This is a genomic window from Streptomyces sp. NPDC104307, from assembly GCF_055584045.1.
This window is the reverse complement of record NZ_JBVJMU010000026.1, coordinates 72661-91043: the sequence shown is the minus strand read 5'-3', so window position 1 is coordinate 91043 and position 18383 is coordinate 72661. Positions and strand designations below refer to the sequence as shown.

Sequence of the window (18383 nt, the reverse complement as noted above, 5' to 3'; positions counted from 1 at the left end):
TCGCACTGTCCCGACTGGCCGACGCCGACACCCTCCACCACACCCCCATCGGAGTCCTGCGCAGCGTCGAACGGCCGGTCTACGACACGCTGATGACCGAACAGCTGGACACCGCCGTCGAGCAGAGCGGCAAGGGCGACCTGGGCGCGCTGCTGGCGGGCAACGACAACTGGACCGTGGTCGGCTAGGGGGTGTCCACCACCCGTTCGGCAAGGCGACGCGACGCGACGCGGCTTTTCGGAGGAACTCCTCCCGGGGGCCGCGTCGCGTCGCGTTGCCGAACGGGCTGACTTTCCGGGGCGCGCGGCGGTGGCGGACGGGGTCCCAGCCGCCGTCCGCGCACGATGGGGCCATGACCCTGGACCGTCCGGTGTACCGCGTCAAGACACGACTGCTCGGCAAGCCGCTGACCACGGAGCACATCAGCGAGGAGAAGCTGGGCAACCGGACGGCGCTCGGGGTGCTGGCCTCCGACTGCATCAGTTCGTCCGCGTACGGCTCGGAGGAGATGCTCCGGGTCCTGGTGCCGGTCGTCGGAGCCGCCGCGTTCACCCTGCTCATGCCGGTGACGTTCGCGATCCTGCTGGTCCTGCTGCTGCTGACGCTCTGTTACAGCGATGTGGTGACGATCTACACCCGCGCGGGCGGCTCGTACGTGGTCGCCCGGGAGAACTTCGGGCCGAACGTCGCGCAGATCGCCGCCGTGGCGCTGCTCGTCGACTACATCGTCACCGTCGCCGTACAGGTCTCGGCCGGGACCAACGCCCTCATCTCGCTGGCCCATCTGGCGGGCGACGAGTTCACCGGCCTGGACCATCTCCAGCTGCCGGTCTCCGTCGCGGTGATCGTGCTCCTCGCGTACGGGAACCTGCGCGGGGTCCGGGAGGCGGGCCGGCTCTTCGCGCTGCCCGCCTACCTGTTCATGGCCGCCGTCGGGCTGGTCCTGCTGGCCGCCGCGCTGCGCGGACTCACCGGCGGGCTGCCGCACGCGGATCTGCACGCCGCCGGGGTCGTACCGCTCGGCACCCCGGGCGACGGCTGGCTGTACGGGGCCTCGCTCTTCATCGTGCTGCGCTCGTTCGCCAACGGCGGCTCTTCGCTCACCGGGCTGGAGGCGATCTCCAACGGCATCTCCGCGTTCCGTGAGCCCCAGGGCCGCAACGCGCGGCGCACCCTCATCGCGATGAGCGTGATCCTGGGTGTCCTCGTACTCGGGGTCTCGACGCTGGCCCACTTCACCCATGCGGTCCCGTACACGGACGGCACGCCGACCGTCATCGCGCAGGAGGCCCATCTCGCCTTCGGTGACGGGCTCCTCGGCACGGCCGGGCTGGTGTTCGTGCAGCTGGCGACCGCGCTGGTCCTCTACACGGGCGCCAACACCCCGTTCACCGGCTTCCCCTACCTGGCCAGCTTCGTCGCCGAGGACCGGTTCCTGCCGAGGGTGCTGACCCGGCGCGGGCACCGCCTCGCGTTCTCCAACGGCATCATCGCGCTGACCGTCGTCTCGCTGGCGCTGCTCCTGGTGACCGGGGCCAGTGTGGACAAGCTGGTGGCGCTGTACGCGATCGGCGTGTTCACCGCGTTCACCATGGCGGGGGCCGGGCTCACCGTCTACCACCTGCGGCGCCGGGACCGGTACCGCAGGGCCAAGATCACGCTCAACGCGCTCGCGGCGGTCACCTCCGCCGCCGTCGTGCTGATCTTCGCGGTCACCAAGTTCACCGAGGGCGCCTGGCTGGTCGTGGTGATCTTCCCGCTGGGGGTGTGGACGCTGACCCGGATCAACCGCGAGTACCGGCGCGAGGCCGCCGCGCTCCAGGGCATCCAGGCCCCGGGCGCGGACCGGGCGGTGTACGCGCGCCATCTGGTCCTGGTACTGGTCGAAACGCTCGACCTTGCGTCGCTGACGGCCCTGCGGTACGCCCATGAGCTGCGGCCCGACGAGATCCGGGCGGTGCACTTCGCGATCGACGAGGCGTACGCCGGGCGGCTGGCCGCCCGCTGGGAGGCGACCTCCGCCACCGCCGTCCCGCTGGAGCTGGTGGCGTGCCCGGACCGGCGGCTGCGCCACGCGATGAAGGAGCTCGCGTACCGCAGCACGGAGGACGGGGAGACCTGGCTGACGGTCCTGGTGCCCCGGCGGACGTACAGCAACGCGCTCGGCAAGCTGCTGCACCGGGGCACCGGCGAGAAGCTGGGCAAGGCGCTGACGCGGCTTCCGCACGTGGTGGTGACGATCCTGCCGTTCGACGTCTCACGGGCGCTGCGGGCGATGGAGGAGCGGCACCGGCGCCGTGCGGGCTGACCGCCCGGCGCACGGGTCAGCCGCCGGAACCCCGGCCGCTCGCGTCGTACGTCCTGCGCGCCGCATCCACCGCGTCCAGCTGCCGCTCCGACCAGCGGGCCAGGCCCCACACCTGCTCGGCGGCCTCCCGGCCCATCGCGGTGAGCGTGTAGTCCACCCGGGGCGGGATGACCGGCTTGGCGTCCCGGTCCACGAAACCGTCCCGCTCCAGCGTCCGGAGCGTCTGCGAAAGCATCTTCTCGCTGACCCCGCCGACCTCGCGGCGCAGCTCGCTGAAGCGGTACGAGCGCTCCAGCAGGGCGGCGAGCACCAGGACCCCCCAGCGGCTGGTGACGTGTTCGAGCACCACCCGGGACGGGCACAGCGGCTCCCGTACATCGACCGCCCGCGCACCCGGCCGCCGTGCCGCGGGAACCACGCCCCTCGCACTGCCCGCATCGCTCACGCTGCTTACGCTCATACCAGTACCTTACTTCAAAGTGCGTACTTTCTTTTGGTTAGCGCTGCCTCTATGGTGAGTAATAGAACGAACGAACAGAACGAACAGAGCATGAGCACCCAAAGAGGAGCAGAACCCATGAGCATCGTCGTCACCGGAGCCACCGGAGAGCTCGGCCGCCTCGTCATCGACCAGCTGCTGGCCACCACGCCGGCCGCCGGGATCGCCGCCGTCGTCCGGAACAAGGAGAAGGCCGCCGGGATCGCCGCCCTCGGCGTCGAGCTCCGGATCGCGGACTACAGCCGCCCGGAGACCCTGGACGGCGCCTTCCGGGCCGGTGACCGGGTCCTGCTGATCTCCGGCAGCGAGGTCGGCAGCCGGGTCGCACAGCACGGCGCCGTCATCGACGCGACCAAGGCGGCGGGCGTCGCGCAGCTCGCGTACACCGGCATCCAGGGCGGCCCGGACGCGGACTTCCTGCTGGCCGACGAGCACAAGGTGACCGAGCAGCTGATCCTGGACTCCGGCCTGCCGTACACCTTCCTGCGCAACGGCTGGTACACCGAGAACTACACGGCGAACCTGGCCCCCGTCCTGGCCCACGGCGCCGTCGTCGCCAACGCGGGCGACGGCAGGATCGCCTCCGCCACCCGTGCGGACTACGCTGCGGCGGCCGTCGCCGTACTGACCGGCGAGGGCCACCTGAACAAGGCCTACGAGCTGAGCGGCGATGTCGCCTGGTCGTTCGACGAGTACGCCGCAGAGGTGTCCAGGGCGTCCGGCCAGGAGATCGTCCACAACGACGTCCCGGCCGCCGCGCACCAGGAGATCCTGGTCGGCGCCGGTCTGCCGGCCGACTTCGCCGCGATCCTGGTGGACGTGGACGAGGCGGTACGGCGTGGGCGCCTCGCCGGTACCAGCGGCGAACTGGCCCGGCTGATCGGCCGCCCGACCACCCCGCTCGCGGACACCGTCGCGGAGGCGGTCGCCGCTCAGCGCTAGCCCGGCGGCCCGGGGGCCCGTGTCATGACCGTCTGGCGATACGGCAATGACACCGGGCCCGGTCGGCGCTACCTTCGTCTGGCTGACGAAGCGTCGACGCACATCTGCCGGGAGGGCCCGTGAAGGGGACGAACGACCAGCGGGCCGGGCTGTTGTCCGGATTCGCCGCATACGGACTGTGGGGCCTGGTCCCGCTCTTCTGGCCGCTGCTGAAGCCGTCCGGCGCGGTCGAGATCCTCGCCCACCGCATGGTCTGGTCCCTCGGCGTCGTCGGCGTCGCGCTCCTCGCGCTGCGCCGCTGGTCCTGGATCGGGGAGCTGCTGCGGCAGCCCCGGAAGCTGGCGCTGATCACCGTCGCCGCGGTCGTGATAAGCGTCAACTGGGGCCTCTACATCTGGTCCGTGAACCACGGCCACGTCGTCGAGGCCTCGCTCGGCTACTTCATCAACCCGCTGGTCACCATCGCCATGGGCGTCCTGCTCCTGGGCGAACGGCTGCGCCCCGTGCAGTGGGTGGCGGTCGGCACGGGCGTGGCCTCTGTGCTCGTCCTGGCGATCGGGTACGGGCAGCCGCCGTGGATCTCGCTGGTCCTGGCCTTCTCCTTCGCGACGTACGGCCTGATGAAGAAGAAGGTGAACATGGGCGGCCTGGAGTCGCTCGCGGCCGAGACGGCGGTGGTGTTCGTGCCCGCGCTCGGCTACCTGCTGTGGCTGGGCGCTCGGGGCGAGTCGACGTTCCTCTCGGGAGGCATCGGCCATGGCGCGCTGCTCGCGTCGACGGGGGTGGTGACGGCCGGTCCGCTGATCCTGTTCGGGGCGGCGGCGATCCGGGTGCCCCTCTCCACGCTCGGCCTGTTGCAGTACCTGGCGCCGGTCTTCCAGTTCATCCTGGGGATCGTCTACTTCCACGAGGCGATGCCGCCCGAGCGGTGGGCGGGTTTCGGCCTGGTCTGGCTGGCGCTCACCCTGCTGACCTGGGACGCGCTGCGGACGTCACGGCGTACCAGGATGCGTGCGCTGGCCGCGCGGGAGGCGGCGGCGAAGCAGGCGAGGCCCGCCCCGGACGATTCCGGTTCCGCCCCGCCCCCGTCTGCCCTCGTCCATGGTGACGACCCCGACGCCATGACCCCCGCCCCACAATAGTTACCTGGTTGCTTTTTTAACTCGGTTACGTTTCTATTGGTCCCGACGGAAACGGCAACCGAGGAGTGCGCATGCCCAAGTCCACGAGCACCGTGCTGATCGTGGGATCCGGACCGACCGGCCTGACCCTGGCCATCGATCTGGCCCGGCGGGACATCGGCGTCCGGATCATCGACAAGTCCCCGGAATTCCCACGCAGTTCGCGGGCCAAGGGCCCCAACCCGCGCTCACTGGAGGTCCTTGAGGACCTCGGCGTCATCGATCAGGTGCTGGCCGCCGGATCGGCGCCGCTGCCGATGCGCAAGTACCGCGCCGGAGAGGTGATCGCGGACACCGACCCGTACGCGGCGGCCCGCCCGACGCCGGACACCCCCTTCGAGCGGCCCTGGCTGATCGCCCAGTGGCGGCTGGAGGAGATCCTGCGCGCCCGCCTCGCGGAGTACGGCGTACGGGTCGAACTCGGCGCCGAACTCGTGGGGCTGGCCCAGGACGACGACTCCGTGACGGCGTCCCTGACCGGCGGCCGGGAGATCGCGGCCCGGTACGTGGTGGGCTGCGACGGCGGCCACAGCGCGGTCCGCAAGCTGCTCGGCGTCCCGTTCGAGGGCAGCACCGACGAGGAACAGGCGATGGTCTGCGGCGACGTCGAGGCGGTGGGACCCGACCGGGGCCTCTGGCACCAGTGGTTCGACGAGGACGGCGGCGTGATGCTCTGCCCGATCCCCGGCACCCGCTCCGGCTGGTGGTTCCAGGCCTCCCCCGAGACGGACGCCGCAGGTCGCCCCCTGCCCCCGTCACTGGACGGCTTCCGGCGGCTCTTCGCCAAGCACGCCCGGCTGCCCGGCGAACTCCTCACGCGGGCCACGCTCCTCTCCTCCTACCGGGTCAACGAACGCCTGGCGGACCGCTACCGGGTGGGCCGGGTGTTCCTGGCCGGGGACGCCGCGCACGTGCACTCCATCGCGGGCGGCCTGGGCATGAACACCGGCATCCAGGACGCGTACAACCTGGGCTGGAAGCTCGCCAGGACCGCCACCGGGCAGGCGCCGCCCGAGCTGCTCGACAGCTACGAGGAGGAGCGGCTGCCGATCGCGGCCAGGACCCTGGACATCACCGCGGAGCGGCTGCGGGCCACGCTGGAGGCGATCAAGGAGCCGGGCGGCGGCCTGGACTCGGCGATCACCCCGCAGACCTACGGCCTGGGTGATGGCTACCGCTGGAGTTCCCTGGCGCCCGGGGGCTCCACCGCCCGGCTGCGCGCGGGCGACCGCGCGCCGGACGCGCCCTGCGCCGACGCGGCCACCGGAGCCCCCCGCCGGCTGTTCGAGGCCTTCGCCGGACCGCACTTCACCCTGCTCGGCTTCGGTACGGGAACGGCCCCGGCCCTGCGCGAGGCGGCCGCCGCGCACGCCGGTGAACTGCGGGCGTACGGAGTGGCCGCGGGCGGCGCCGAGGGGCTGGCCGACGACGACGGCCGGGCCCGCTCGGCGTACGGCATCGGGCCGGACGAGGACGTCCTGGTACTGATCCGCCCGGACAACCACGTCGGGCTGATCGCCCCGGCCGGGGACCACCTCGCCGTCGCCGCGTACCTGAAGTGTGGGGCATTGGAGCGAGCTTGAGCGCGTCGCGGCGGCCCGGCCGACGCGGGTGACGGCTCCACAGCCCCGACCGGCTCCCGCTCCGACAGCCTCTCCGGCACCGGCACGGCGACCGGCGCGGCGACCGGTCCGGCCGGGCTGACAGCCGCCACGCCCGAATGCCGAATCGGCCCACGGAGCCGGGCCGCCCGGACCAGAATGGCGCCATGCCCCTTGACTGGAAAATCGTCATCGACGCCGCGGACCCGCACGCCCAGGCCGGTTTCTGGGCCGCCGCCCTCGGCTACGAGATCGAGGACAACAGCCCCTTGGTGGAACGCCTCCTGGGCCTCGGCGCCGTACCGGAGGCGATCACGACGACCGCGCACGGCCGCAAGGCCTGGCTCGACCTGGCGGCGGCCCGGCACCCGGACGACCCCTTCGAGCCGGAGAGCGGTACGGGCCGCGGACGCCGCCTGCTCTTCCAGCGCGTCCCCGAGCCCAAGACGGTGAAGAACCGCCTCCACCTGGACGTGCACGCCGGGCCCGGCCGCCGTGAAGCGGAGGTGGCCCGGCTGGAGCGGCTGGGCGCGAAGGTGGTGCGCCAGGTCGCGGAGCCGGGCGGGACGTGGACCGTCATGACGGACCCTGAGGAGAACGAGTTCTGCGTGCAGTAGCCGTTGCCCGGGGCAGCGGACCCGCAACTCACGCTCGCGACTGCCACTCCCCGGGCAACGGCTTCCTCAACGGACTTCCGCGCAGGGGTCGTTCACCCCGGGTCGGACCGGGGCCGCAGGCCGAGCAGGACGCCCCGGCCCGGCGGCTGCGCACGGCGGGGCGCGAGGTCCGGGACGTGGGCGCAGCCCGCCTCTCTCCAGGCCTTACGACATGCGCATGCGCGCCGTTCAGCGGCTTTCGCCGCCGTGGTAGCCGCCAGGTCGGGCCAGGCGGACCATGGCGCGATAGAGGGCGGCGGACGCGGGGGCGCCGGGCATCGGTGCCAGCGGCGCGCCGGGGGCGGCGTACGAGCGGAGCATGTGGGCGACGAGGCGCTGCCAGGCGTCGGGGGCGGCATCGCCGGCGGCGCTGATGACGCCGGCGTTGGCCATGAGGAGGATCGGCATGTCGCGGTCGGTGAAATCCTCGCGCAGATGGCCGGTCTCCTTGGCGCGGGCGATGAGGTCGAGGAAGCCGTAGTACGCCTCGGCGCGGCGTTCTTCGAGGGCCAGGGCCGCGGGGAAGGTCATGGTCAGTACGTCCGCGAAGCCTCGGTCGGCGGCCTGCATGGCACACACGGTCCGGACGTACCCGGTGAAGCCGTGCCAGGGGTCGGGGTCTTTCAGTGCGGTGGAGACGGCGGCGGCGTAGGCGTCCATGCGGTCGGCGAAGACGGCGTTGACGAGTTCTTCGCGGGTAGTGAAGCGGCGGGAGAGTGTTGCCTTGCCGACGCCGGCTTCGCGGGCGACGGCGGCCATGGAGACGCCGAGCCCCTCGCTGGCGTAGAGGCGGCGTGCAGCGGCCAGGATGCGGTCGCGGTTGCGCTCGGCGTCGATACGCAGCCCCGTTCCGGGCTGGTCGTCCGGGGTGGCGGGAGGGTCTGCTGAGGACGTCATGCACTGATCCTATCCAAGCGGAACAGGGTGCCCACTTCTGTTGTTAAGCTGGGCAGAGAGAAACGGGAAGGCCGTTCCACTTAATGGCACGTGCGGTCACAGTGCGCTCACACCGAATGAGGCCTTCCCGTCCCGGCGGTCGCCTGCCACCTCAAGACCTGGGCCCGACGGCCCGTGGAGGCACGGCGAACGACACGCCCGCCTCCTCCGCAGCCCGTGCCCCCTCTCCCCTCTCCCCTCTCCTGAAGGATCTCTCCCCGTGAATGTCTTCCTGTGGATCGTGCAGGCCGTCCTCGCCGCCATGTTCGCGATGGCCGGAGCAATGAAGTCGACCCGGCCCAAGCCCGAACTCGCCGAGAAGCTCCCCTGGGTGGCCGACTTCTCCCCGGCCACCGTCCGCTTCATCGGCATCGCGGAACTGGCCGCCGCCCTCGGCCTGATCCTGCCCGCCGTCACCGGCGTAGCCCCGGTCCTGACCCCGCTGGCCGCCACCGGACTCGCCGTGACCATGCTCCTGGCCGCGATCACCCACGCTCGCCGCAAGGAACCCACCGCGATCGCCTTCAACACCGTCCTGCTCGCCCTGGCCGTCCTCGTGGCCTGGGGCCGCTTCGGCCCCTACGGCTTCTGACCGCTCCCCACGCACCGGGACGCGCCGCAGGCGCTTCCCCGGTGCCGGCACCCCACCCGACCTCCGGCAACGAAAGCGCAGGAAGACCGGCCATGTCCTTCGAACTCGGCGTCTACTCCTTCGGCAATACCCCCCGCACGGCCGACGGCAGCCGCGGCCCCACCGCCCAGGCCGTCCGGGACGTACTGGAGGCCATCAAGCTCGCCGACGAGGTCGGACTGGATTACTTCGGGGTCGGCGAGCACCACATGCACGCGATGCCCCTGTCCTCACCCACCTCCGTCATCAACGCTGCCGCCGCGTCCACGAACCGGATCAAGCTCAGCACCGCCGTCAGCGTCTTGTCGACCGACGATCCCATCCGCGTCTTCCAGCAGCTCTCCACGGCTGCGGCCCTCGCGCCCGGCCGCATCGAGACGGTCGCTGGACGCGGCTCCTCCACCATCACCTTCCCGCTCTTCGACCACGACGAGCACGACTACGACATGCTCTACGCCTCCAAGCTCGAACTCCTCATGGCCGTCAACGCCGGCGAGCGCGTCTCCTTCGACGGCCCGCACCGCAAGCGCGCCCTTCGCGACGCGACCGTCTTCCCACGCCCAGAGGAGCCGCTGAAAATCTGGCTGGGCACCGGCGGCAGCCCCGAGTCCGTCTACCGCGCGGTCGAGCTCGGACTGCCGATGTTCCTCGGCATCCTCGGCGGCACCCCCGAGCACTGGGCCCAGTACGGCCACGCCTACCGCGCCGCCTGGGCACAGGCCGGCCGCCCCGCCGAACAGGCCGACATCGCCGTCGCCGTCCACGGATTCGTCGCCGACACCGGCGAGCAGGCCCGCGCCGCCTTCCTGGCACACGAGCACCGCATGATGGCCGAGGCCATGGCCGAACTCGGCCGCCCCGCCCCACAGCGGGCCGACCGCGCCGCGGCCTGCGGCCCCGGCGGCATGGTCTTCGCCGGCAGCCCCGACGAGATCGCCGACCGCATCCTCCATCTGCGCAGCCTGCTCGGCCACACCCGCCAGATCCTCCAGATGGACGTCGGCGGCATGCCCCAACGCGACTTCCTCCACGCCATCGAGCTTCTCGGCACCAAGGTCCTCCCTCAGATCCGCACCGAGCCGGCAGCGCACTGACCGTCAGGTACGGCCGATTCCGGGAAGCGGCCGGAGAGCCGGATCATCGGTGCCGTGGGCGGCCATCCGATCACCGGCGGATACATGCCACCGGACGCCGTCGCCGAGGGCGCGGGCGTCTTCATGACGGACGACGGGACGAGCAGGCACCTGATCGCCCCCGGCACCCGGAGCCCAGTGCCGGACACGCGAAGGTTTGCGGCCTGCCGGGTAACCCCACCCCGCCGACCCTACGGAGCATGTCGGGGAACTGGTCCCGCTCGGCCGCCGAGAGCGGGGCCAGCAGCTCTTCATCGGCCCGCTCCCCCGTGCTCCTGATGGTTCGATGCCCCCTCAGCGCACCCCCGGGCAGCGCCCCCGGACGCCGGACGCGGACCGCATACCCTCGCCCCATGCCTCTCCCACCCGCATACGCCCTCGTCGCCACCGACCTGGACGGCACCCTGCTGCGCCACGACGACACGGTGAGCCCCCGCACCCGCGCCGCGCTCGGTCTCGCCGCCGCCGCCGGGGCCCGCCACCTCGTCGCCACCGGCCGTCCGGTGCCCGGCGTACGGAAGTTGTTCGCCGCGCTGGGGTACCGGGGGCTCGCCGTCTGCGGGCAGGGCACCCAGGTGTACGACGCCGGGGCGGGGCGCGTGATCCGGACGCTCTGCCTGGACCGGGAGGCGGCAGCCGTTGCGCTCGGCAAGATAGAGGCCCAGGTGGGGCAGGTCTTCGCCGCGGTGGACCAGGACGGGCCCGACGGCCGGACGCTGATCGAGCCGGGCTACCTGATGCCGCACCCGGCGCTGCCCGCCCACCGGACGTCCCACCGTGACGAGTTGTGGGCCGCCCCCGTCATCAAGGTGCTGATCCGCCACCCGGAGCTGGACGACGACGCCCTGGCCGCAGCGGCACACGCGGCCGTCGGGGATCTGGCGACCGTCACGCTGTCCGGGCCCGGCACGGTCGAGCTCCAGCCGTACGGCATCGACAAGGGGGCCGGTATCGCGTTCGCCGCCGAGCACCTGGGGCTGGACCCGGCCACCGCGATCGCCTTCGGTGACATGCCGAACGACCTGCCGATGTTCCGTAGTTGCGGGTACGGGGTGGCGATGGCCAACGCCCATCCGCTCCTGCGGGCGGCGGCGGACGAGGTGACCCTGTCCCACCAGGACGACGGGGTCGCGGTAGTCCTGGAGCGGGTCTTCGGCTGAACGGCTCCCCCGCGCGGGTGTCAGAGCCGGTCCCGGTCCGGGCCGTCCTCCTCGTCGTCGGGGCCGGGCGCGGCCAGCAGGAATTCGGCGCCGCCTTCGAGCTTCCGCACCACGTCGGCCGAGCGCGGGAGCATCGTCTTCTCGTAACCGCGCACCGCGTCGTCGACGGTGGCGGACCGGACGAGCGACAGGGCGAGCTCGCAGGCGTCGAGCATGGCGAGGTTGACGCCGACGCCCAGCGGCGGCATGAGGTGTGCCGCGTCTCCGAGGAGCGTCACTCCGGGTGCGCTCTCCCAGGTGTGCGGCACCGGCAGGGCGAGGATCGGCCGGTCGACGTAGGGGCCGTCGTTCTCCGTGATCATCCGGAGCATCCGCGGTGACCAGTCCGCGTACTCGCGGAGCAGCTGTGCGCGGATGCCCTCGGTGTCCTCCGGGCGGAGCCCCGTCGCCGCGATCCAGTCCAGCGGGACGCGCCGCATGATGTAGACGCGCAGGTGGCCGCCGCTGTTGCGCTGCGCGAAGAGGCCTCGGTCCCCGTCGGCGGCATGGGCGCTGCCCCCTCCGACCAGCTCCGCGAGCTCGGGGTGCGCGGTCTCCACGGCGTCGAACCGTGCTTCGAGGAAGCCGACCCCCGTGTAGTGCGGTGTCGCGGGTGAGAGTGCGGGGCGGACGCGGGAGAAGGCGCCGTCCGCGCCGATCACGAGATCGGCCTCGGCGGTCGTCCCGTCGGTGAACCTCAGCGTGCGCGCCCCGTCGGCCGCCTCGCTCACCGAGTCGAGGGCCCGCCCCCACTGGACCGTCCCCCCGGTGAGCGAGCGCAGCAGGAGATCGCGCAGCTGTCCCCGGTCGATCTCGGGCCGGGCTGTTTCGTCCTCGTCCGGCAGGTGGTGGGACTGGACGCTTCCCGCCGGGTCCAGCCGGCGCATCTCCTGCCCCTCGGACCTGGCGAGTGCGAAGAACTCCTCCAGCAGGCCCGCTTCACGGAGTGCGATCTGGCCGTTGTCGTCGTGCAGGTCGAGCGAGCCTCCCTGGTTCCGGGAGTTCTCGTCCGGGTCACGGTCGTAGACGGTCACGGGGATGCCGTGCCGCTGGAGGATCCGGGCGCAGGTAAGGCCGCCGGGTCCGGCGCCGATGACGGCGATGCGGGCTCGGGCGGGTGTCGGACTGTTCATGGCGGTGTTCATGGCGGTGTTCATGGCGGATTCCTTCCGTCGGCGGGGTCCCTGTGACGTCACGCCCCGATGGGCGGCAGCCCCTGCCGACCCCAGCAAAGCAGGAACGAGTCAGAAAGTGCAACCGTTCAAGTTTCTGCTTCATTCCGGTTATGCGGTAGGGTGGGCGCCATGCCAGACACTCCGGCCCTCGGCCGCCGCGAGCGCAAGAAGGCCGCGACCAGGCAGGCCATCGCCGATGCCGCCCTGGAGCTCTTCCTGGAGCACGGATACGAGCGGGTGAGCGTGCGCGACGTCGCGGAGAAGGCTGACGTGTCGACGACGACCCTGTTCGCCCACTTCCCGGGCAAGGAGGCGCTGGTCTTCGACCGCGAGGCGGAGGTCGAGGCCTCACTGACCGCCGCCGTCCGCGAACGGCCCCCGGGTCAGGACGTGGTCGAGGCGCTCCGCGCCCACGCGCTGACGTCCTGGACGCGGATGGCGTCGGACCCGCGCCGGGACCGGTTCACCGAGCTGGTGGACGGGACGCCCGCGCTGCGCGAGTACTGGGAACGCATGTGGATGCGGCACGCGAGCGCCCTCGGCGCCGTGATCGCGCGGGAGCTCGGCCGGGAGGCCGATGACCTCGCGTGTGCGGCGCTCGCACGGTTCGTGCTGGAAGTCCCGGCCCTGGCCGCCTCCGGGCACGATCCCCGCGCCGCCGTGGAGACGGTGTTCGATCTGCTGACCCACGGCTGGCAGGCCTCGCAGCAGCCGTGAGCCATAAGGCGAGCCGTCGCGGGCGTCAGCCCACCGTCACCCCGAGCGCGCGCAGCACGTGATCGACCAGCACCGCCACATCCTCCGGGTCCTGCATCGGCTTGCGCAGGACGTGGCGGTAGTAGACCGGGCCGTACAGCATCTCCACCGCCAGCCGCAGATCGGCGCCCGGCGGGATCTGCCCCCTCTCCTGGGCCACGCGCAGCCGGACGACCACCTCTTCGAAGCGGGGCTCGATCAGCTGCGTGCGAACCGTTTCGGCCAATTCGTCGTCGTGGTGGAGCTCGGAGAGTATTCCGGCGTACGCGGGGCCGAAGGGCGGTACGGAGAGCACGCCGACCGCTCCGGTCACGTGGGTCCGCAGATCCGCCGCGATGTCATCGGTGTCGGCGGCCGGGGCGCCCTGAACCAGCGCCTCCGTGAACGCCTCCAGCAGCACCGCGCTCTTCGACGGCCACCAGCGGTAGATCGTCTTCTTGCTGACACCCGCCCGCGCCGCGATGGCCTCGACGGTGACGCGGCCGTAACCCCTCTCCGTGCAGAGTTCGAGGGCCGCCTCCAGCGTCGCCCTGCGTGAGCTCTCGCTGCGGCGCAGCGAACTCGGCGATGTGATCATTCGGTGAGCATAGGGCTGTTCGAGCCAATCCTTATTGACAGTCCGTCGCCAGAAGTCGAACAATGCTCAAGCGGAAACGGAACGTAGCGTGTCGGCTCGTTCTCACTCTTCGCACCGTTCGTGCCGTTCGTGCCGCGACGAGCCGATCGGGGGACGGCTCGCCCGGCCGACGGTACGGGTGAGGCCCCCTTCCACGGTCACGCCGTGATGTCCTTCGCGGTGAAACGCGCCCAGGCCGCCGAGCCGAACACCGCCGCGTACAGCCCCTGGAGCTCCAGGTTCTTCACCAGGTCGTCCCAGTAGACCGGGGCGCGCAGCAGGTCCGCGAAGGACAGCCAGTAGTGCGGGAAGAGGTACGGGTGCATCCCGTGCAACTGCGGGATGGTGTCCAGGATCTGCACCGTGATCAGCACTCCGACCGTCGCCGCCATGGCCGCGATGCCGCTGTTGGTGAGGGTCGAGACGAACAGCCCGAGCGCCGCGAAGCCGATCAGTGACACCGCGACCGCGACCGCGACGACCGCCGCCCGCACCAGGCCCTCACCGAAACCGATCCGGGTGCCGGAGATCGTCGTGACGTCGCCGACGGGGAACAGCAGCGCGCCCACCGCCAGCGCGGACGCCGCCACGACCAGGGTCGCGAGCAGGCAGAAGGCCAGCGTGGTGGCGTACTTGGCGAGCAGCAGCCGGGTCCGGCCTGCGGGCGCGACCAGCAGGTAGCGCAGCGTTCCCGCGTTGGCCTCGCCCGCTACGGAGTCGCCCGCGATGACGCCGACCGCCATCGGGAGGAAGACCGGGAGCGTGGCGGCGAGCGAGGCGAACACCAGGAAGAGGCCGTTGTTGGTCACCTGGGAGAGGAACGCGGGCCCGGCCCCGCCCTCGCCGGGTCCGCCCGGTGAGCCGTTCGCCGTCTCGATCCGCACCGCGATCCCGATCAGTACGGGCACGGCGGCCAGTACCCCGAGCAGGGCCAGGGTGCGCCAGCGGCGCAGGGTGGTGGTCAGTTCGGAGCGCAGGATGCCGAGCGTCCACAGCGGGTTGCGTGGCAGCGGCCGGGCCTCCTCGCGTACCTGTTCAGCCCGCGACATCGAATCCCTCTCCGGTGAGCGCGACGAAGGCGTCCTCCAGGGAGGCCCGTTCGACGCCGAAGGACCGTACCCGGACGCCGGAGTTCACCAGGGCCGCGTTCAGGTCCGACAGTTCGACGGAGCCCGGCGGGGCGTCGGCCCGTACCCGGTCGCCGTCGAGGGTGATTCCGGTGACTCCGTGCTCCGTCAGGACGCGGGCGGCGTCGGCCGGGTCCGGGGTCGTGACGGCGAGCCGGCCGCGGGTGCCCGCCGCGAGCTCGGTGACCGGTCCCTGGGTGAGCAGCCGGCCGCGTGCCATGACCGCCGCGTGGGTGCAGACCTGCTCGATCTCGTCCAGGAGGTGGGAGGAGAGGAACACCGTGGTGCCCTCCGCGGCCAGCTCCCGTACCAGGGTGCGGATCTCCCGCATGCCCTGCGGGTCAAGGCCGTTGGTCGGCTCGTCCAGCACGAGCAGCCTGCGGGGCCTGAGCAGCGCGGCGGCCAGGCCGAGGCGCTGCTTCATGCCCAGCGAGTACGCCCGCGCCTTCTTGCCGCCCGCGGCGGCCAGGCCGACCCGGTCCAGGGCGTCGCCGACACGGGCGGTCCGGGTGCGCGGGTCCGCGGTCGGGTCGGCCCGGTCGTAGCGCACCAGGTTGTCCCGGCCGCTCAGGAACCCGTACAGGGCGGGCCCCTCGATCAGCGCCCCGACGTGCGGGAGGACCGTGCGGGCGGCGCCGGGCATGGGGCGGCCCAGGACGCTCGCGGTGCCGGACGTGGGGTCGATCAGCCCCATCAGCATCCGGATGGTGGTGGTCTTCCCGGAGCCGTTGGGGCCGAGGAAGCCGAAGACGCTGCCGCCGGGGACGGTGAGGTCGAGCCCGTCGACGGCGAGCTGGCCGCCCCGGTACCGCTTGGTCAGCCCCCGGGTCTCGATCACGGGCACGGGCCCGCCCACCGGAACGGGGCCGCGCACGGGCACGGTGTCCGCCCTTGTCATCTCTGCTCCCCACAATCGCGCCCGCCCCGCCGTACGGAGGCTACGGCGAGGCGGGCGGATACGTCACGCGATGGCGTACCGGCGTGGCTCAGCTCGCGTTGTCCGCAGCCTTCACCAGCGCGTCCTTCGTGACCGCGCCGACGTACACCCGGCCGTCATCGGTCATCAGCGCGTTGACCAGGCGGGTCTTGAAGACCGTGCCGGAGCCGAACGTGCCGGTGACCTTGTCGCCCATCGAGTCCAGGAGCCCCCGCGCCTCGGCCGGCATGCCGTCCGAGGCCTTGTCGCCCGGGGACTTCGAGGGCAGGCCGCTGCCGCCGGGGGCCTTGATCTCGGCGATCGCGCTCCAGCCCTTGCCGGTCACCTTCACGCCCTCGCCCTTGGCGTTCAGGCCCTCGAACGGGCCGAGCCCGCCCTCGGCCTTGTGCGCCTTCTCGTGGTTCGCGGCGCTGTCCGCCTCGGTGACCTCCGCGCCCTTGGGCGGGGTGAAGGAGAACGAGGACGCGGCGGGCTTGCCGAAGTCGACGGAGGTGAACCCCGCGTCGATCGCCGCCTTGCCGCCGCTGCTGGGCTGGAGGGTGAACTTGAGCGGCACGCCGGTCTTCGCGTCCACCGCGACGGTGATCGAGCCGATCGTCGAGCCGCTCTGCTCGGGCTTGACGACCAGCCGGTAGGCGTCGCGCCCCGCGACCTGCGCGGTGCCGCCGACCTTCACGGACGTGGTGCCGTCGGCCGCCTTGAGGGCCTGTTCGGCGAAGGCCTTCGGGGTGGTCGGTACGCCGTCGGGGACCGGCTGCTCGCCGCGCTTCGCGTGCTCCCCGGCCTTCTCCTCGGCGTGGTAGACGGCGTTGGACTTGCTGTCGTACGCCCAGACCTCGTCGCCGTTGTGGACGATGCTGTACTCGGACGCGTTGTCCAGGATGGACACCCGCTGCCGGTCGGGGCCGTCGGCGGCCACCCGGAGGGTGTGCGTGCCGGACGCCAGCTCGGTCAGCTTCGACTGCGGGTCCGCGCTCGCGCCGCCCTTGTCCCCCGCGCCGTCCGGCACGAAGGAACCGGCCAGTCCGCCCAGGGACGGGATGCCGAGGTCGGTGCTGATCTTCACCGTGCCGGACAGCTGCTCCGTGTCCGAGGCGGCGATCTTCTCGATGAGTTCCTGCGCGGTGATCTCCGGCAGATCGGGATCGCCCGAGCTCGCGAGCGCCGGGACCAGCCCGATCGTCGCGGCCGCGACGCCCGCCACCGCGACCGGGACGATGTAGCGCACCGCCTTGCGGCGGCCCGCTACGGCTCGCGCGGGGCCGTGCGGGGCCGTGCCGTTGGTGTCTGCGCTGTCGTTCGGTGCCATGTGTGCCCTACCTCCGTGGTCGGCGGCTTCCGTCGGGATGCACTCGTCCACTCCGTGCCGCCATTCTCACCCGTTTTGGTCAGGAGTGGTTGTTCTCCATCTGACCAAATCGGGGAGCCCGAAGCGTCAGCCCGGGGGTGCAACTCCTCATACCTCTTCGGTATGACACCGGGAGGCAGTTGCTCCACCGTCCCGTAGGGGTCGGCGAGCAGACCGCTCAGCCCGCGCGGTGCACCACGGCGTCGCACATCTCTTCCAGCGCGGACTTGGCGTAGCAGCCGGGCAGCGGTGCCAGCGTGGCCCGCGCCTCCTCCGCGTACCGGACGGTGTCGCGGCGGGCCTGTTCGAGCGCCGGGTGGGCGCGCAGCAGGCGCAGCGCCTCCGCCAGCCGGCCGTCCTGCGTGAGGTCGCCGTCCAGCAGCGCGACGAGCTCCAGGTCCTCCGGCTTGCCGTCGGCCTCGGCCTGCGCCCTCAGGTGGAGGACGGGCAGGGTCGGGATGCCTTCGAGGAGGTCGGTGCCGGGGGTCTTGCCGGACTCGTGCGAGTCGGAGGCGATGTCCAGGACGTCGTCGGCGAGCTGGAAGGCGACGCCGAGCCGTTCACCGTACTGGGTGAGCGTGTCGGTCGTGGCGTCGTCGGCACCGGCCATCATCGCGCCGAAGCGGCAGGCCACGGCGACCAGCGAGCCGGTCTTGCCGCGCATGACCTCCAGGTAGTGGTCGATCGGGTCACGCCCGTCGCGCGGACCTGCGGTCTCCAGGATCTGGCCGGTGACCAGGCGCTCGAACGCCTCCGCCTGGATGCGCACGGCCTCCGGGCCGAGGTCGGCCAGGATGTGCGACGCGCGCGCGAAGAGGAAGTCGCCGGTCAGCACCGCCACCGAGTTGCCCCAGCGGGAATTGGCGCTGTCCACCCCGCGCCGCACGTCCGCCTCGTCCATCACGTCGTCGTGGTACAGCGTCGCGAGGTGCGTCAGCTCGACGACCACGGCGGCGGGCACCACGCCCGGGGCGTCGGCGTCACCGAACTGGGCCGCCAGCATCGCGAGCAGCGGCCGGAAACGCTTGCCCCCCGCGTGCACCAGGTGCTGGGCGGCCTCGGTGATGAAGGGCACCTCGCTCTTGGTCGCATCGAGCAGCCCCGACTCGACAGCAGCCAAACCGGCCTGGACACCGGCCTCAAGAGCCTGGTCCCGCACGCTCAGTCCGAACGGCCCGACGACGGTCACGAGGGGATCTCCTGTCTGCTGACGATCACACGGAATGTCGATGTGTCGCTGCCATCACTCAAGTCAGCGTATCCGGTCCCCTTTGGATCACCGTGGGCGCCTTCCCGCCACCGCCGGTATGTTCGGGATCAGCTCATACGATCAGGAGT

At 71.9% G+C, this 18383-nt stretch carries 17 protein-coding genes and 1 pseudogene; 10 read left to right on the top strand and 8 right to left on the bottom strand.

From position 1 onward, the window contains the following. Together ACZ601_RS37535 and ACZ601_RS37530 are read left to right on the top strand one after the other, a co-directional pair. Nucleotides 1-188, top strand: a pseudogene (locus tag ACZ601_RS37535) (2-oxoacid:ferredoxin oxidoreductase subunit beta); the annotation flags it as partial. A gap of 164 nt (nt 189-352) precedes the next feature. Further along, the gene (locus tag ACZ601_RS37530) at nt 353-2308 is read left to right on the top strand and encodes an APC family permease (RefSeq protein WP_469546332.1); all 1956 of its coding nucleotides are present in this window, start codon (nt 353-355) and stop codon (nt 2306-2308) included. Nucleotides 2309-2324: 16 nt separating this feature from the next. Here ACZ601_RS37530 and ACZ601_RS37525 read toward each other — a convergent pair whose 3' ends face one another. Next, nucleotides 2325-2768, bottom strand: coding sequence for a winged helix-turn-helix transcriptional regulator (locus ACZ601_RS37525; RefSeq protein ID WP_469546330.1), 444 nt, complete (start codon nt 2766-2768; stop codon nt 2325-2327). 117 nt (nt 2769-2885) lie between these two features. On the opposite strand from ACZ601_RS37525, the gene ACZ601_RS37520 reads away from it, so the two are divergent. From ACZ601_RS37520 to ACZ601_RS37505, 4 genes are all read left to right on the top strand, one after another. Further along, the gene (locus ACZ601_RS37520; protein ID WP_469546327.1) at nt 2886-3749 is read left to right on the top strand and encodes an SDR family oxidoreductase; all 864 of its coding nucleotides are present in this window, start codon (nt 2886-2888) and stop codon (nt 3747-3749) included. A gap of 119 nt (nt 3750-3868) precedes the next feature. Next, nucleotides 3869-4891: an EamA family transporter RarD gene (rarD, locus tag ACZ601_RS37515; RefSeq protein ID WP_469546325.1), complete on the top strand. Its 1023-nt coding sequence runs from the start codon at nt 3869-3871 to the stop codon at nt 4889-4891. Nucleotides 4892-4962: 71 nt separating this feature from the next. Beyond that, entirely contained in the window at nt 4963-6513 is a 1551-nt protein-coding gene (locus ACZ601_RS37510) for an FAD-dependent monooxygenase (RefSeq protein ID WP_469546322.1), read from the top strand. A 185-nt stretch (nt 6514-6698) separates the two neighbouring features. Next, nucleotides 6699-7148 carry a VOC family protein gene (locus tag ACZ601_RS37505; protein WP_469546319.1) on the top strand — a complete coding sequence of 150 codons (450 nt, stop codon included), beginning with the start codon at nt 6699-6701 and terminating at the stop codon, nt 7146-7148. 228 nt (nt 7149-7376) lie between these two features. Here ACZ601_RS37505 and ACZ601_RS37500 read toward each other — a convergent pair whose 3' ends face one another. Next, nucleotides 7377-8084, bottom strand: a complete 708-nt coding sequence (locus ACZ601_RS37500) for a TetR/AcrR family transcriptional regulator (RefSeq protein WP_469546316.1) — start codon at nt 8082-8084, stop codon at nt 7377-7379. Nucleotides 8085-8343: 259 nt separating this feature from the next. On the opposite strand from ACZ601_RS37500, the gene ACZ601_RS37495 reads away from it, so the two are divergent. The 3 genes from ACZ601_RS37495 (at nt 8344) to ACZ601_RS37485 (ending at nt 11047) form a co-directional block, all read left to right on the top strand. Continuing rightward, complete coding sequence (locus ACZ601_RS37495) at nt 8344-8715, top strand: DoxX family protein (RefSeq protein ID WP_469546314.1); 372 nt, start codon at nt 8344-8346, stop codon at nt 8713-8715. A gap of 92 nt (nt 8716-8807) precedes the next feature. Next, complete coding sequence (locus ACZ601_RS37490; protein WP_469546311.1) at nt 8808-9848, top strand: LLM class flavin-dependent oxidoreductase; 1041 nt, start codon at nt 8808-8810, stop codon at nt 9846-9848. A gap of 392 nt (nt 9849-10240) precedes the next feature. Beyond that, complete coding sequence (locus ACZ601_RS37485) at nt 10241-11047, top strand: HAD family hydrolase (RefSeq protein ID WP_469546309.1); 807 nt, start codon at nt 10241-10243, stop codon at nt 11045-11047. 20 nt (nt 11048-11067) lie between these two features. On the opposite strand, the gene ACZ601_RS37480 is transcribed toward ACZ601_RS37485, so the two are convergent. Then, nucleotides 11068-12219, bottom strand: coding sequence for an FAD-dependent oxidoreductase (locus ACZ601_RS37480; RefSeq protein WP_469546340.1), 1152 nt, complete (start codon nt 12217-12219; stop codon nt 11068-11070). A 171-nt stretch (nt 12220-12390) separates the two neighbouring features. On the opposite strand from ACZ601_RS37480, the gene ACZ601_RS37475 reads away from it, so the two are divergent. Next, a complete protein-coding gene (locus tag ACZ601_RS37475; RefSeq protein ID WP_469546307.1) occupies nt 12391-12978 on the top strand; it encodes a TetR/AcrR family transcriptional regulator in 588 nt (195 codons plus the stop codon). A gap of 25 nt (nt 12979-13003) precedes the next feature. On the opposite strand, the gene ACZ601_RS37470 is transcribed toward ACZ601_RS37475, so the two are convergent. The 5 genes from ACZ601_RS37470 to ACZ601_RS37450 form a co-directional block, all read right to left on the bottom strand. Continuing rightward, nucleotides 13004-13594 (bottom strand): TetR/AcrR family transcriptional regulator, encoded by a 591-nt coding sequence (locus ACZ601_RS37470; RefSeq protein ID WP_469546304.1) that lies wholly within the window; start codon nt 13592-13594, stop codon nt 13004-13006. 197 nt (nt 13595-13791) lie between these two features. Next, a complete protein-coding gene (locus ACZ601_RS37465; protein WP_469546301.1) occupies nt 13792-14682 on the bottom strand; it encodes an ABC transporter permease in 891 nt (296 codons plus the stop codon). Then, a complete protein-coding gene (locus ACZ601_RS37460; protein ID WP_469546298.1) occupies nt 14669-15658 on the bottom strand; it encodes an ABC transporter ATP-binding protein in 990 nt (329 codons plus the stop codon). The genes ACZ601_RS37465 and ACZ601_RS37460 overlap by 14 nt, the downstream gene beginning before the upstream one ends. A gap of 88 nt (nt 15659-15746) precedes the next feature. Beyond that, nucleotides 15747-17006, bottom strand: a complete 1260-nt coding sequence (locus ACZ601_RS37455; RefSeq protein ID WP_469546296.1) for a LolA family protein — start codon at nt 17004-17006, stop codon at nt 15747-15749. Between the two features lie 217 nt (nt 17007-17223). Next, nucleotides 17224-18234 (bottom strand): polyprenyl synthetase family protein, encoded by a 1011-nt coding sequence (locus ACZ601_RS37450; protein ID WP_440577027.1) that lies wholly within the window; start codon nt 18232-18234, stop codon nt 17224-17226. Nucleotides 18235-18383: the final 149 nt, after the last annotated feature.